The sequence below is a fragment of the Blautia sp. HCP3S3_D9 genome, assembly GCF_052063845.1.
GTDB lineage: Bacteria > Bacillota > Clostridia > Lachnospirales > Lachnospiraceae > Blautia_A.
Genome location: NZ_JBQHWS010000025.1, coordinates 21,238 through 36,912, shown reverse-complemented (window position 1 = coordinate 36,912; position 15,675 = coordinate 21,238). Strand labels below are relative to the sequence as shown.

The window sequence follows — 15,675 nt, the reverse complement described above, 5'->3', positions numbered from 1 at the left end:
TTCTAGTCAATTCCATTATACCAAACGGAACAGGTTTATGCCTTTTTTATTGGCTGAAATATTGAATTTTCAAGGTTCAACACACCGTATCGGTGTGGGAAGTTTTAGTTAGTAACCAGTATGGATACCGTCTGGAAACGGAATATCCAGAGAGCATGTACATTATAGATACGGCTAATCCATTTGCACCTGCAGAAAGTATGACAGACAGTTTATGCAGAGATAATGGAAAATTATCCAATTAGGTCAAAATGTGTCGTTCGTCTCAAAAAAGTGGTCATTCATCAGGAAATAGATTATTTTATAAAAAATGTTATAAAATAATCATAAAGATAAAACCTGAAGCCCTTTTGAATCGTCTATATAGCAGAAAGGAGGAAGAAAGTTACAGAAATGTGAACAGTAACTATTCGGTATTTCGAGACAGAATGCCGGATGGTTACCGGGAACATTTGACCGGGCGGTGTAAAAATGCTGCAGATAAAAAAATATGAGGGAGCAGACAAAGAGATGGATGAAAATTTGAGAATGTGCATTTCAACAAATGAACGAGATCATAAAAAATTCCTGCAAATATACAAAACAGGTACAAAACTGGATAAATTCGGAAGTGATTTGCTGATATTTGTAGGGCCTGGATTAGAAAGAATAGGAAGAATTGAAAAAATAACACATTTTTTTATTTTACTTATATGCATATCAGCCTGGAATGCCAAAATAAGCCTGTTCATTTATGTGATGATGCATCTTCTTATTATGATGGCTGGTCGATGGATCATCAGATTCAGCAGTGGAAAATTAGATGCCATTCAGGAAGAGTGCACAAAACATTATGATAAATTTCGCTATGATATGTATCGAAAGAATGGAATCATGCAAAACAGCGAAAACGGAAGGGATGAAATATGTTTTGAAAATTCCGGGAATATGAAAGTAGTAAGTGGAATGTTCACAGCGGAATTTAATTCCGGTGTACCTGAAATTTACATTGGATGCAGAAAAAATAAATGTGATCTGCCTCTGGAAAGCAGATCCGGCAAAGATTTGTGTTCGATGAGACATAATATTGCATCTGTGGAATTTACAGACAAATTTGATATCTTGGTTGAAGAGGGAACAGAGCTGAAGTGCATGAAATATCTGACACCAACCCGGCAGCTGGCAATGATTCAGGCGCATATTTGGGATGATATCAGACAGATGACGTTTTACAATGGAAGAATAGTTGGTTATATGACAAATGGCTTCGGAGGATATATACCGGGGATAGATGTTTACAACCGCAAATCAATCCTTAAATCATTTGAAGATGTGGAAAATTATTGCCAAAACGTTGGCCGTCTGGCTCGCTCAGCGCATAGTACATACTTACAGTTAGAAAAAATAATGTAAAAAAATTGGGACAGGAGAGAAAAGATGATGAAAATACTTTTTTGGATTATTATTATTGGAGGAATATATTACTTCATAACAACAAAAAACAGGTTTAATGAATTAAGCCAGAGCATCAAGCATGGTGGTTCTATGATTGGAATACAGAAAGCCAAAAGAGCAGAGTGCTTAAATGATGCATTACAGATCGCAAAGCTCAGTTATGAAAAAGAAGTATCAGGAATCGAAAAACTGACAGCAAATGATCGCCTCGAACAACTGGCGTTCCTTGGACAGAAGTATCCGGATTTACAGTCAATGCAGGGGTATAATCAGGCATTGAATCAGGCATACGAACTGAATCAGGAAATTGCAGCATCAAGAAGCCTGTTAGATGGAAATATCCGCAGATACAATACCGAAATTGCAAATTTCCCAGGCTGTATTATTGCTTCCATTTTTGATTATAAGCCGGAAACATTTATTGATGAAGAAAACTATGAGGAAAATAAAAAACTGAACAAAGAAGAAGTACATTTTGATAAATTCTAATCATAAAAATTAAAACTTGAAGCCTTTCTGAATCGGTTATATACTATATTATATAGTAGAAAGAAAGGAAGGAGAAAAAATGACAAACAAAAACATATGACACAAAATGTCATATAAAAGAGAAAAGGAGAGATGATCATGTATTGTAAAAATTGTGGAACTGAAAACCCGGATAAGGCTTTATTCTGTAAGGAATGCGGAGCAAAATTAAACGAAGAAGATACTGTTGAATATGCTACAGCATCAAACTTACCGGCATCATCGAAGAAAAAAACAATGGATACAACGCCGATTTCCATGTGGGGGTATTTTGGATATGAAATTCTGTTTTCTATTCCGATAGTTGGCTTTGTTTTGCTCCTGGTATTTTCTTTTGGTGGAACTAATAATATGAACTTGAGGAACTTTGCAAGGTCTTATTTTTGCTTTACAATCATAGTAGTAGTTCTTTTTGTATTACTGCTGGGTTCTTTAGGTTTATCAAGTTCCGGATTATATTAATCGAATCAGGTAAGTCCCCTGCGGAGGCTGCGAATATCCGCCTGACTCAAGTATTTATTTAAATTTTGATAAGAGGGAAAGGAAATCAAAGGTTATGAAAAAAAAGAAAGTATTATCATTAGTTTTGTCAGCTATATTATGTATCGGTATGCCTGCATCTGCAATGGCATCAGAATTTACCAGTGGCGAGGAAGAAAATGCGGTAGAGTTTGCAGCAGAAGATGAATTTACAGATAATGCAGAGGCTATATCTGAAACTGTGGAAAATAATGGAGATGCTGATTCCTATTGGGCAGATACTATTAAAGATGTTTTATTAGATACACAATATAATGATACAGTTGATTTTGGGACAAGTGCAGCAGATAAAGCTTACAAATTCACATTGGATTCTGCGGGATTGTTTGATATTGTAGGAACATTTTCCAAAATTTCTAATATTACCTTGTCAGTATATGATAATTCCAGAAAAAAATAGCTGACAGCCAAACCTTTGAATCAGATAAGGTGAGTAAAGAGGGAACTTTTGATTATTCAATAGAGTTAACTAAAGGAACATATTATGTTACTATTAGTGGCTGTAATTTGGGACCAGATGGTGATGCATTTATACCTACTACTGGAGAGTGTTCATTTATGTTGGTATCATCAAATATTGAGGAAACAATTCCGGAAGAACAGGGCGGTTCGAATAATAAACTTGATGATGCAGATGAAATTTCATTAAATAAAATGTATAAAGGCTTATTGACATATAATGACTTTGTAGATTGGTATAAGTTTACAATTCCAAAAGATGATGCGTCTGTTAAAATAACAACAGATGTACAGGATTATATGGATGGCGTACTTTATAAAAAAGAAAATGGTAAATTAGTTTGTGTTGATGGAGGAACAGATCCATTTGAAAAGGAATGGGAATTAAATGCGGGAGAGTATTATTTACGCTTAAAATTTCTGGCAAATCCGATGGCTTATCAATTTAAGGTGAATGCGCATTTTCATAAATGGAAATGTCGGAGTACTCCGGCAACTCTGAAATCAGATGGCTTAATCTTTTATACATGTTCCTGTGACCGGACGAGAACAGGTAAAACTATTTATCGACCGAAAACAATAAGTTTATCTAAAACAAAATACACTTATGATGGATGCGCACATAAACCAAAGGTAAAGGTAAAGGACCGAAAGGGAAAGGTGATCAGTCCGTCTAATTATAAAGTAACTTACAGCAAAGGTCTGACAAAAAAAGGCACTTACAATGTTAAAATTACTTTTAAGGGAAAATATTCCGGAAGCGTAAATAAAACGTTTAAGATTGTTTAATGTGATAAAGCAATTTTTGAAATTGTATGAAGGGAGAACGAAACTATGTTTAGAGAAAAAGTTGCAAAACTGACAAAAGTAATGTTTACCGGTCTGACAATGGCTCTTTGTGTGACTGCATTTAATCCGGCGGTAGCCGTAAAAGCAGATATCCTGCAAGAAAGCGAACCGAATGGTAATCCGGGTGCTGCAAATCAGCTGCCGTTAAATACATGGATGCAGGGAACAATTAGTGATCGGTATGACGAAGACTGGTATAAATTTACAATTGAACAGCCCGGAGAAACTTATTTCGAATTGGGAGCAGCTGCAAGTAATGCAAGTAGCAGTGCAAAGTGGGGAATTACTTTATATGATGCGGACAGACATCAGCTGTTTGACAGTTATGCACATTATGGAAAGTCTACAAAAACAGGATGGATGCCGGGTACATATTATGTAAAAATTTCAAGCAATTATTATGCTTATGGAAAATCAGGCACATATAATTTGATGGTTCATAATACACCTTCAGATCAGTGGGAAAAAGAGCAATATTATAAGAACAAAAATTTATCCAATGCCAATATTGTTTCTTTAAACAAGCAATATACAGGAAAGTTATATACCGGTGATGACGTTGATTATTATCGCTTTAAATTAAAAGGAACAAATGGTGTATCTTTTAGATTTATAATTGACGATGCAGTTGCCAATCCGGGTAAATGGAGAATCGACTTTATTGAATATAGTAGTAGGAAGTCTTTAGGCTATTATTATATTACTACAAATGAAACACTGACAGTGCCAAGATGCTGCGGTGATTTAATAGTGGAGATTTCAAGTCCTGCTTATATGAGTGCCAAAGGAGATATTTATCATATTCAGGCAACAGGTAAACTTGGTGCAACAGAATTTACTTCCCTGAAAGGTGGAACAGCTAAGGCATCACTTCGCTGGAAAAAAGTGACCAACGCAACAGGATATTATATTTATCGTAGCACTTCAAGGGACAGCGGCTATAAGAAAGTCGCAACGGTAACAGGAAAAACCAGTTATACAGATAAGAAATCATTAAAAAATGGTGGTTACTATTATTATAAAATTGTAGCTTTCCGTAAATCCGGATCTAAGGTTATCAAATCTGCTGCAACTGCCAGCAACTCTACATATATTTACAAAAAATAGAACGGAAAAAAGATAGTGACAATCAATAGAGAGGAAATTGGTGATTATGAAAAATAAAGCAGCTAAAGCGATAACAATCCTGATTTCTGTATGTATGATTACAGGCACTTCAGTGGGCGCTGCAGAATTTGTATCAGGAACAGATGTGATAGAGCAGAATACAGAGCAGTTTTCAGATATACCGGAAACAGATATACAAGATGAGAGTGAAGAAACTATTGATCTTGATCCGGCAGCTGTCACAGGAGCTACGAGATTAACCTCAACTACATTTAATGTAGTGATTGAACCGGCAAAAGCTGTCTATACCGGTGAGGAACAGAAACCAAAGGTTACGTTAAAAAGTCGTCGGAGCAATCAGGCAGATCCACAGGAAGGTGTTGATTATCAGATCAGCTATGAGGGGGATTTTACCAATTCAGGTACAGACGGAATAATCATCAGTGGATTGGGTAAATATACAGGATCATTTACTAAAACCTATAAGATTGAGTCAAGGGAATTAACGGGATGTACAGTTGCCTTAGATCAGGAATCTTTTATCTATGATGGTGAGCAGAAAATGCCGCAGGTTACGGTAAAGGACGGAGAAAGAACTCTGACTCTAAATAAGGACTATACAGTAAAGTATAGCAATAACAGTAAACCATCTGAAAATGCACTGGTGACGGTTACTGGTATAGGAAACTATGGAAAATATTCTCGTACAATAAAGAAATATTTCAAAATCAAGGAAGCAGCCAGAGATATCAGCAAATGCACAATGAGCGTTTTTGTAAATAATATTACTTATAACGGAAGCGAAAAGAAACCATCTGTAACTGTGAAAGAGGCGGGTAAATCATTGAAAGCAGGTACAGATTATACAGTATCGTATAAAGATAATATTCATGCAGGAACGGGAACTGCAATTGTTACAGGTAGGGGAAAATATTTCGGAACATTAGAAAAAACGTTTCAGATTAAGCCAAGGAGTCTGTCAGGCGCTGCCAAAGTGATACTGTCTGGCCCCAAAATAGTGTATGATGGAACAGAGAAAAGACCGGCGGTAACTGTAAAGGATGGAAATATTCTGTTAAATGAGGGCATTGATTATAAAGTTTCCTATAAAAATAATATCAATGCGGGTACCGCTACTGTAATTGTTACAGGAATGGGAGACTATACAAGCTACAAAAGCAAGTCTTATACAATAAATAGGGCGGATATCAGTCAGGCAGCAGTGGTGTTATCAGCTGATTCCTTCAGATATGATGGAAAAGCAAAGAAGCCGGGTGTCACTGTGACTGTTGGAAACACTAAATTATCTGCAAATACAGATTATGCGGTTTACTATAATAATTACACGAAACCAGGTAATGCCACAGTTACTGTTAAGGGGAAAGGTAATTACACAGGTGAGGCTAAGAAGACATACAGGATATTTGTGGCGCAGGATATTGAAAAAGGAGAACTTACGCTCTCAGAAGGTTCTTTTGTATATGATGGAACTGAGAAAAAACCCTCTGTTGTCTTAAAAGTTGATAACAAAGTCTTAACTGAAAATAAAGATTATACGGTGACGTATATAAATAATATAAATGCCGGAAGCCCGGCAGAAGTAATAGTGACAGGGCTGGGTTATTATACAGGAAAATGTTCAAAGCCATTTGAAATACTTCCAAGAAAAATTAATGCCGCCACAGCAACGCTGACCCAGAGTTCTTACGTCTATACAGGTAAGCGCATTGAGCCGGAAATCACTGTGACAGACAATATTCCTCTGGTAAAAGGTAAGGATTATGTTATTTCCAGTAATAGTGTGAATGTTGGCACAGCGAAAGCAACAGTTACGGGTATAGGAAATTATACAGGTTCCCTTACTGTTACTTTCAAAATCCAGAAGAAGGATGGCCAGATCATTGCCGGCAATAAAACCGTAAATCAGGGCAGCAAAGCAATTAATATTGCTGATCGTATTGTTACGGACGGAAAAGTTATCATCATTTCATCTGCTCCGGGAATTGTACAGGTTTCCGGTAATAAATTCATTCCGAAAAGTCCGGGAAAAGCAACGCTGACAATTCGTGCGAAAGCAGGAAAGAATTACAAGGCTGTTGCGGAGAAAAAGATTACAGTTACGGTACGCCCTCTTAATACGAAGAGTTTTACGGTAAAAACCGGAAAGAGCAAGGCAGAAGTTTCCTGGACACCGGCAAAATCTGTCAGTGGATATCAGGTACAATACAGTACATCTGTTAACATGGAAAATGCGAAAGCAATAAAAGCAAATGGCAGCTCTCAGAGCATCACTCTGAAAAAACTGATGTCTAAGAATAACTATTATATCCGTATCCGTACATTCAAAAAGGTTGGTGGAAAAAATTATTATTCTAACTGGAGCAGAGTGAGAAAGGTTACAGTGAAATAAACAGGAAAAACGAATGGAGAAAAGTGCTGATGGAGAAATCTGTCAGTACTTTTTGACAAAAAAGCAGGGAAACTTATTGTGACAATTAACAACAGGTGAGAAAGGATGTGTGAGAAGAATGAAAAAGGATTACATACGAAAATCTTCTGTGATTGTATGGATGGTAGTACTGATACTGGTTTCTTTTTGTTTTTCATTTGTAAAACCGGGCAGTGTTTTCGCCGCGGCAGATACTCCTGGCAGGGTCACAATGCAGGATATTTCATCCCCAGCCTTTGGACAGGTAAAACTTGTCTGGAAAAAAGCAGATAATGTGACGGATTATTATATCTATTATAAAGAGAAAAAATCCGGAAAGTGGACGAAACTGGCATCTGTGAAAGCTGGAACTACCAGCTATACGCACAAGGCTTCTGCCAAATATCCGCTTACGACAGGCAGATCATATGCTTATACAGTAAAAGCCTATAATTCTGCCTCCAAAAAGTACGGCGCGTATAATAAAAGAGGAATTATGATACAGATTTTACCGGAAATGGTGAAGCTTAATAAAGCAGAGGTTAATTCTGATAAGATTTCCGTAAATCTGTCATGGAGTAAAGCTGGAGGCTGCGATGCTTATGAGATTTATCGCAGAACCTACAGAAGTTCATGGAAAAGGATCGCCAGGGTAAAATCAAATACACTGAAATATAAAGATACGACACCAGTTCGTGGATGGGCCAATTATTATGCTGTATGTGGATATGACAGCAAGACCAAAACAACGGGAAATCGTTCAAATATCCTGCTTGCAGTTCTTGATTCTCCCCAATTTACTTTTCCGACGGTCAGAGATGCATATGTCGATGTTCTGCGTGCAGTTAAAGCAGGGGATAAGACAGGTATGATCGAGCCAATGCCGTACGGCACAGTGAATCTTGAGTATTTTGTTTTTGACATGAACAATGACTCAATTCCGGAACTGATCGTGGGTTCTGACTGCCCCTGGGAGGAAGGAGATAAGACCTATACCCGGAAAATCTGTCAGCTTTATACTTGTGAGAAGACCGGTTCAGGTTATAAATCAAAGCGAATGAGCGGTTATTTCTGGGACCCGCAGATGTCGGAAAAACATGATTATTTATATGAGAATTATTACTGGTATGCTAAATCTGTGAATTTTAAATATCGATGGTTTATAGATAAAGAGGATAACATACTTAAGCATTACAGTGAACCTCTGAACTATAAAGTGGGAAGTAAAGAATTGATTGATTTTGATTCCAGAAATAAGAAACCTTCATGGACAAAGATTACAGATACCAGTGCACTTTCAGGACTGTAAACAGCGAAAGGAGGCAGTCATAATGAGAAAAAAGAATAGAAACCTGTTTTTGTTAGTAATGGTGATGGCAGTTATCTGGCTTGGCGCAGTGAATATATCCGCTTCTACGACGATACCGACAGATGTTGAAACCGCTTCTTCGAATTGTACGCTTCTTGGAGTAAAAGGTGAATATATCACGCAGATTCCACAGGCGTTAAAAAGAATTAATGAGATTCGTAAAGAAGCCTGCCAGGAGGGTGTACCTGATCCTCGGACCGGCAGTCCACTAAAACCATCGGATTATGTGCCAATCAAATGGTCTTCTGATCTTGAATATATTGCAAGAATACGTGCTGCAGAATCAGGAATTACAATGGCACACAAAAGAACAAATGGTAAAAACTGCTTTCAGATCAAGAGCCCTAATTACGTAAGAAGCTATGGCGAAGTTCTTGCCTGGGACTGGGGAAAAACCATGACGGACGGAATTGAACAGTGGTATGAGGAAAAAGCAGACTGGGTAAATCAGGTTCCTGGTGCTGTTACACGTCATTATACACAGATGATCGATCCGTCCAATACATACATAGGCCTTGGGACATTTTATTCAGAACATACACAATTTCCAAATACAACGGCAGGAGAGTTTTCTTCCGAGACAGGATTGGATGAAACTCAGGGAACAGCGGTAAAGGACTGCGTGCAGACTCTTGAATTCGCAGATTCTTATTGCAGTAATGAGTACAGAATCTCCGGTAATCTTTCTGCGCAGGCAGATAAAACTTCACAGCTGAGAATGACAACGGATATTTCATTCAACGGTACAACTATCAAAAATCTGCAGGTGATGGATCAGATTACATGGAGCTCTTCTGATGATAGTATCGCATCGGTAGACAGTAACGGTGCAGTGACAGTTCACACCTGTGGAAAAGTAACGATTACCGCAAGCGACAGTGCAGGACATAAAGTAGAGACTACACTGGAAGGAAAACATAATTGGGATAATGGAAAAGTTACAAAAAAGGCAACTGCATCTACCAAAGGAGAGAAGGTATATACTTGCCAGAATTGTCATTTAACCAGAACGGAAGAAATTCCTCCACTTACAACAGATACGCCTGGCAAACCGGCATTGGACAAGATTTCTGCCCTTTCCTATAATAAGATCCAGATCAGCTGGAAAAAATCCCTGAATGTATCCAGGTATGTCATTTATTATAGAAAGACAGGAACTGCCAAATGGACACAGCTTGCTACAGTGAAATCTGGTGTAACGAAATATGTCCATACATCCTCTAAGAAATATCCAATCATAGTAGGACAGAAATATGATTATACAGTGAAAGCGTATAATCAGGTTTCAGGAAAATACAGTACCTATGACACAAAAGGTTTAACTGTAAAAACAGTTCCTGAAACTCCACAGCTGATAAAAGCTGTAGTTAATTCTGATAATACAGTCACTGTCAGCTGGAAAAAAGCAGGCGGCTGTAATGCCTATAGAATTTTCCGCAAAACGACTCTGAGCAATTGGACACAGATCGGATCTGTAAAAGCATCTGCGTTAAGTTTTACAGATAAGAATCCGGTTGCTGACATGAAAAATACTTATACAGTAAAAGCTTATTACAGCAAAACCAAAACTGCCGGAAAATATGATGAACAGGGAGTAAGTGCAAATCTGAGTAAAACAGAAAGACCGGTCACACCGACACCTGCACAGCCGGCAGTCCCGACACCGATTCCGATTCCGCCGGGAGTACATCCGACACTGATGACAGATATAACCTTAAGTCGACGTTCTATCACTATGACATCTAAAGGAGATAGAGTATTTCTTGATTCTATGGTTCTGCCGTTCAGAGCTTATTATAAAATGCTTGGATGGGTAAGCAGCGATCCGTCTGTAGTATCGGTAGGTGGGTATGATTATCTGGCTTCTTCCAGTACAATGCTTACGGCTGTGGGAAATGGAACAGCAGTAGTTACAGCTTATGCATTGGATGGTTCCGGACTGACTGCTCAGTGTAAAGTAACCGTAGATTATAAAGATGACAATGGAACTTCGGAACTGCCTTCTATTCCGGATGATCAGAATACTCAGGTAATCAAAGTGAAATCGATCAAATTAAGCCAGACATCCGTAACAATCACAGACAAGAAGAAGCATTATGTTATAGAAGCAACCTACAGTCCATCCAATGCCACAGTAAAGGGATGCAGATGGACCACGAGTGATAAGTCTGTTGTACTGGTAAACAGTGGATGGGCGACGGAATTCAGTAAACATTACCTCACACCTGTGGGAAATGGAACTGCGGTAATTACAGCTCATGCACTGGATGGCTCGGGTGTGGTTGCAAAATGTGTGGTAACAGTAAATATGAAATAAGTGTACCTGCTCAATGCTTCACAGCTACGGGTCAAAATCCATGGAATATCATCTTTTGTGATGAGATTTTCTAAACTGACAAAATCTGGGGGACTGCCGCATAGACGGCAGTCCCTTTTTGTGCTATAATACCTGTTGAAATATCCGGGCTGCTGAAAAATTGATTCAGGCTGCCGGAAAAAACAGAAGAAAAGGAGCAATGAAGATGAGTGACCTGTATTCAGAATTATTGGTAAAACGGGAGCACACAATCAAAGACAGTCTTGTAAAGTATGGCCTGATTGTGTTGACAGCAATCGCAGTAATTGCCGGACTGATTATCACCCCATTAATATGGATCGTAGCTGTAGCATTTGGAATTGCATGTTATTTCGTAATTCCTAAAACAGACGTAGAATACGAATATCTGTTTATCAATGGCGATTTCGACATCGACATGATCATGTCAAAGACAAAAAGAAAGAGAGTAAAGAGTTTCAAATTATCAGAGGCAGATCTGGCAGCTCCGTTAAATTCCCACAGAATGGACTATTACAACGGAAACCAGAAGATGAAAGTACTGGATTTTTCATCAGGAAATTCAGAACATAAACGTTTCGGGGTCATCACAAGACTTGACGGAGATTTATGCAAGATTATTCTGGAACCAGATGAAGCACTTGCAAAAGCTATGAAAAATTCAGCACCGAGCAAAGTTTTTTTGGATTGACATAGAAACTGATTTTTGTTACACTTGTGAAAAATAAAAGGGCCAGTTGCTGGTTCCTTTTTATTTATTACAATATAGGGAATGCTCTGTAGAATTCTTATATTGTAACAGACAATAGTAGTAATTCAATTTCATATACGCAAGGGAGGAAATGCAATGGGTACTATCATTGGTGAAGGCATTACATTTGATGACGTGCTGTTAGTTCCGGCATATTCAAAGGTAATTCCGAATCAGGTAGATGTCACAACTTACTTAACAAAGAAGGTTAAACTGAACATTCCTATGATGAGTGCGGGAATGGATACAGTAACCGAGCATCGCATGGCGATCGCTATGGCGAGACAGGGTGGTATTGGTATTATTCATAAGAATATGTCCATTGAAGCGCAGGCAGAAGAAGTAGACAAGGTAAAACGTTCTGAGAACGGTGTTATCACAGATCCTTTCTATTTATCTCCTGAACATACACTTAAGGACGCAGATGAGTTAATGGCGAAGTTTCGTATCTCCGGTGTGCCGATCACAGAAGGCAGAAAGCTGGTTGGAATCATTACCAACCGTGACCTGAAATTTGAGACAGATTTCAGTAAGAAAATCAAAGAGTGCATGACTTCTGAGGGACTGATTACAGCCAAAGAAGGAATCACACTGGAAGAAGCCAAGAAGATTCTGGCAAAATCCCGTAAAGAGAAATTACCCATTGTAGATGATGACTTTAATTTGAAAGGTTTAATTACTATTAAAGATATTGAGAAACAGATTAAATATCCTCTGGCAGCCAAAGATGATCAGGGACGTCTTCTCTGTGGTGCTGCAGTAGGAATCACAGCTAACGTGCTTGCACGTGTAGATGCACTTGTAAAGGCGTCTGTAGATGTGATCGTAATTGATTCTGCACACGGACATTCAGAGAATATTCTGAAAGCTGTACGTGAGATCAAAGCTGCATATCCGGATTTGCAGGTAATCGCAGGTAACGTAGCAACAGGCGCTGCAACAAAAGCTTTGATCGAAGCTGGCGTAGATGCAGTTAAAGTTGGTATCGGACCTGGCTCTATCTGTACAACACGTGTTGTTGCTGGTATCGGTGTTCCGCAGATCACAGCTGTCATGGACTGTTACGAAGCAGCGAAAGAATACGGAATCCCGATCATTGCGGATGGTGGTATCAAATATTCAGGCGATATCACAAAGGCAATCGCAGCTGGTGCGAATGTCTGCATGATGGGAAGCATGTTTGCAGGATGCGATGAGAGCCCGGGAACATTCGAACTGTATCAGGGTAGAAAATACAAAGTATACCGTGGTATGGGATCTATCGCAGCTATGGAGAACGGAAGTAAAGACCGTTATTTCCAGGAGAATGCGAAGAAGCTTGTTCCGGAAGGTGTTGAAGGACGTGTTGCTTACAAGGGACATGTTGAGGATACAGTATTCCAGCTCATGGGTGGTCTCCGTTCCGGTATGGGATATTGTGGAGCAGAGACAATTGAGAAGCTGAAAGAAACAGGCAGATTCATCAAGATTTCTGCAGCGTCTCTTAAGGAATCCCATCCGCATGATATTCACATCACAAAAGAAGCGCCAAACTATAGCGTAGATGATAAATAATAAAGATTTACAGTAATATATGCCCTGGTTGGCTGCTAGTGGAAGGAAAGCAAATACCTTCCGGCATGCTGACCGGGGTGTTTTTTGTTTATTATTCATTGGAAGAGGCGTAATAAATATATGATGGGGGATAGCTGGGTTAAGATGCATTATTTCCGAGGAGTGCTATAGAACCAATATAATTATAAGAGAAGGTAAAAATGCAGAAACAGACAAAAAGGAAAAGAACGGGGACCAAAACAGCAAAAACGACAGTGAGATCACGAAGAACCAAGACAGCAGAAACAGCAAAGAAAAATGGAATTTCAAAGACTGTAAAATCTGCAAATCCATATGCGGCAAAAAAAACTGCAGGCAGAAAGAAACGGGGGAAAAGCAGCAGGGTCAGACAGAGAAATCAAAGGGTTCTTATTATCGGTTTACTGATGGTTATTATAGTTCTGGCGGGATGGATCGTTATAAATCGTATGAGTGAAAATGGATGGAGTATTGGAGGATTTATACATAATTCTGACACAGTGGTTTCTGATACAGAACAGTCAGAAACAGATTCATCAGATTCTTCCGGTGGTCCGGAACAATGGCAGAAAGAAGGGGCACCATACATAGATGTGAAATTGCTTACACCGAATGAATATTCCAGACCGCAGATTCCAATTGAGAGTGTACAGTATATAGCGGTTCATTATACTGCAAATCCGGGAGCAACAGCGATTGCTAACCGGAACTATTTTGAAAATTTAGCGAATACTCATGATACAAAAGTAAGCAGTCATTTTGTGGTGGGACTGGAGGGAGAGGTAGTACAGTGTATTCCAACTTCAGAGATGTCTTACGCAACAAATTCCCGCAATGTAGATACATTATCTATCGAGTGTTGTCATCCTGATGAGACAGGAAAATTTAATGATGCAACGTATGATTCGGTAGTAAAATTAACAGCGTGGCTTTGCAAAAGGTTTGATTTAACTTCAGAAAATGTGATTCGCCATTATGATGTCACAGGAAAAGATTGTCCGAAATATTATGTGGAGAATCCGGATGCATGGTTACAGATGAAAGCAGATATTGCAGCGCAGATTGAGACAGACTATAGCTTACAGAATAATTAATAGAGGCCGATAATCTGTTATTTATAGCAATCCCAGAAAATTTAAGGCACATTTTGAAGATTATTTCATTCGCTTGACATTCGCATTTTTGAAATGGAGGGCATAAAAATCATGAGGGAAATCATAAAGAAAATCAGCAGCCTGCAAAAAAATTTGCCTTGAAATCCGCAAAGAAGTATTGTACTATAATAACAGCGTGTGAGTTTTTCACAACAGTGCCTGCATGACTGGCGGAAGTAGGATCACCTACAGGGAGTGCAGCGTGGATATGAGCCGACCGCCTGGGCAGCCTGGAGATAAAGGGTTTCCCAGGCTTTTTTGACCTTATTTTTAAAGAAAAGGAGAAAAAACTATGGAAATGTTATCACTGGAAAAAGAACTGAAAGAGAATTCCTATCCTGGAAGAGGAATTGTAATCGGACGTTCCGCAGACGGTAAGAAAGCAGTGACAGCTTATTTCATCATGGGCAGAAGCGAGAACAGCAGAAACAGAGTATTTGTAGAAGAAGGCGAGGGCATCCGCACACAGGCTTTTGACCCGTCCAAACTTACAGATCCAAGCCTGATCATCTACGCACCTGTACGTGTACTGGGAAACAAAACAATCGTGACAAACGGAGATCAGACAGATACTGTTTATGAGGGAATGGATCACCAGCTTACTTTTGAACAGTCCTTAAGAAGTAGAGAATTTGAGCCGGATGGACCAAACTATACACCTCGTATTTCCGGTGTGATGCACGTAGAGGATGGAAAATTCAGCTATGCAATGTCAATCCTCAAGAGCAATAACGGAAATCCGGATGCATGTAACCGTTATACATTTGCATACGAGAATGCCATTGCAGGAGAGGGACATTTTATTCATACCTATAAATGTGACGGAAACCCACTTCCAAGTTTTGAGGGAGAGCCGAAGCTGGTAGCGATTCCAGATGATATGGATGTGTTTGCAGAACTTCTCTGGAACAGCCTGAACGAAGATAACAAAGTATCTCTGTTTGTGAGATATATTGATATTGAGACTGGTAAGTACGAAAGTAAGATCATTAATAAAAATAAATAACAGTCAGTCACGGAGTCGGTTACTGAATCGTGTTATTGTGCACAGAATGAATAGTAGCCTGAACACAGATAATATGCGCAGATTACCGTGAACAGAAGACAATGCTTTTGCAGTAAAGGATTATTTACAGAAATCAATTTTGG

The 15,675-nt window shown here is 38.9% G+C and carries 13 protein-coding genes and 1 riboswitch; all 13 genes read left to right on the top strand.

The window, feature by feature from the left end; genetic code table 11:
- The first annotated feature begins 471 nt into the window (after positions 1-471).
- The 13 genes from ACTNES_RS07250 to ACTNES_RS07190 all read left to right on the top strand — a co-directional run bounded on the left by ACTNES_RS07250 (position 472) and on the right by ACTNES_RS07190 (position 15,532).
- Positions 472-1,392, top strand: a complete 921-nt coding sequence (locus ACTNES_RS07250) for a hypothetical protein (RefSeq protein ID WP_441039038.1) — start codon at positions 472-474, stop codon at positions 1,390-1,392.
- 24 nt (positions 1,393-1,416) lie between these two features.
- On the top strand, positions 1,417-1,923 hold the full coding sequence (locus ACTNES_RS07245; protein WP_441039037.1) for a LemA family protein: 507 nt from the start codon (positions 1,417-1,419) through the stop codon (positions 1,921-1,923).
- 138 nt (positions 1,924-2,061) lie between these two features.
- Positions 2,062-2,424: a zinc-ribbon domain-containing protein gene (locus tag ACTNES_RS07240; RefSeq protein WP_441039036.1), complete on the top strand. Its 363-nt coding sequence runs from the start codon at positions 2,062-2,064 to the stop codon at positions 2,422-2,424.
- 94 nt (positions 2,425-2,518) lie between these two features.
- Positions 2,519-2,902, top strand: a complete 384-nt coding sequence (locus tag ACTNES_RS07235; RefSeq protein WP_441039035.1) for a hypothetical protein — start codon at positions 2,519-2,521, stop codon at positions 2,900-2,902.
- 29 nt (positions 2,903-2,931) lie between these two features.
- On the top strand, positions 2,932-3,750 hold the full coding sequence (locus tag ACTNES_RS07230) for a bacterial Ig-like domain-containing protein (RefSeq protein WP_441039034.1): 819 nt from the start codon (positions 2,932-2,934) through the stop codon (positions 3,748-3,750).
- Between the two features lie 45 nt (positions 3,751-3,795).
- Entirely contained in the window at positions 3,796-4,917 is a 1,122-nt protein-coding gene (locus ACTNES_RS07225; protein WP_441039033.1) for a hypothetical protein, read from the top strand.
- Positions 4,918-4,963: 46 nt separating this feature from the next.
- Entirely contained in the window at positions 4,964-7,327 is a 2,364-nt protein-coding gene (locus tag ACTNES_RS07220; protein ID WP_441039032.1) for a fibronectin type III domain-containing protein, read from the top strand.
- A gap of 118 nt (positions 7,328-7,445) precedes the next feature.
- Positions 7,446-8,654: a hypothetical protein gene (locus tag ACTNES_RS07215; RefSeq protein ID WP_441039031.1), complete on the top strand. Its 1,209-nt coding sequence runs from the start codon at positions 7,446-7,448 to the stop codon at positions 8,652-8,654.
- 22 nt (positions 8,655-8,676) lie between these two features.
- Complete coding sequence (locus ACTNES_RS07210) at positions 8,677-11,031, top strand: CAP domain-containing protein (RefSeq protein WP_441039030.1); 2,355 nt, start codon at positions 8,677-8,679, stop codon at positions 11,029-11,031.
- Between the two features lie 205 nt (positions 11,032-11,236).
- The gene (locus ACTNES_RS07205; protein ID WP_441039029.1) at positions 11,237-11,740 is read left to right on the top strand and encodes a DUF6106 family protein; all 504 of its coding nucleotides are present in this window, start codon (positions 11,237-11,239) and stop codon (positions 11,738-11,740) included.
- 156 nt (positions 11,741-11,896) lie between these two features.
- Positions 11,897-13,354 carry an IMP dehydrogenase gene (gene guaB, locus ACTNES_RS07200; protein WP_291811349.1) on the top strand — a complete coding sequence of 486 codons (1,458 nt, stop codon included), beginning with the start codon at positions 11,897-11,899 and terminating at the stop codon, positions 13,352-13,354.
- A gap of 425 nt (positions 13,355-13,779) precedes the next feature.
- Complete coding sequence (locus tag ACTNES_RS07195) at positions 13,780-14,466, top strand: peptidoglycan recognition protein family protein (RefSeq protein ID WP_441039039.1); 687 nt, start codon at positions 13,780-13,782, stop codon at positions 14,464-14,466.
- Positions 14,467-14,679: 213 nt separating this feature from the next.
- Positions 14,680-14,760: riboswitch (ZMP/ZTP riboswitch) on the top strand.
- 58 nt (positions 14,761-14,818) lie between these two features.
- The gene (locus ACTNES_RS07190; protein ID WP_291811352.1) at positions 14,819-15,532 is read left to right on the top strand and encodes an IMP cyclohydrolase; all 714 of its coding nucleotides are present in this window, start codon (positions 14,819-14,821) and stop codon (positions 15,530-15,532) included.
- Positions 15,533-15,675 lie beyond the last annotated feature (143 nt).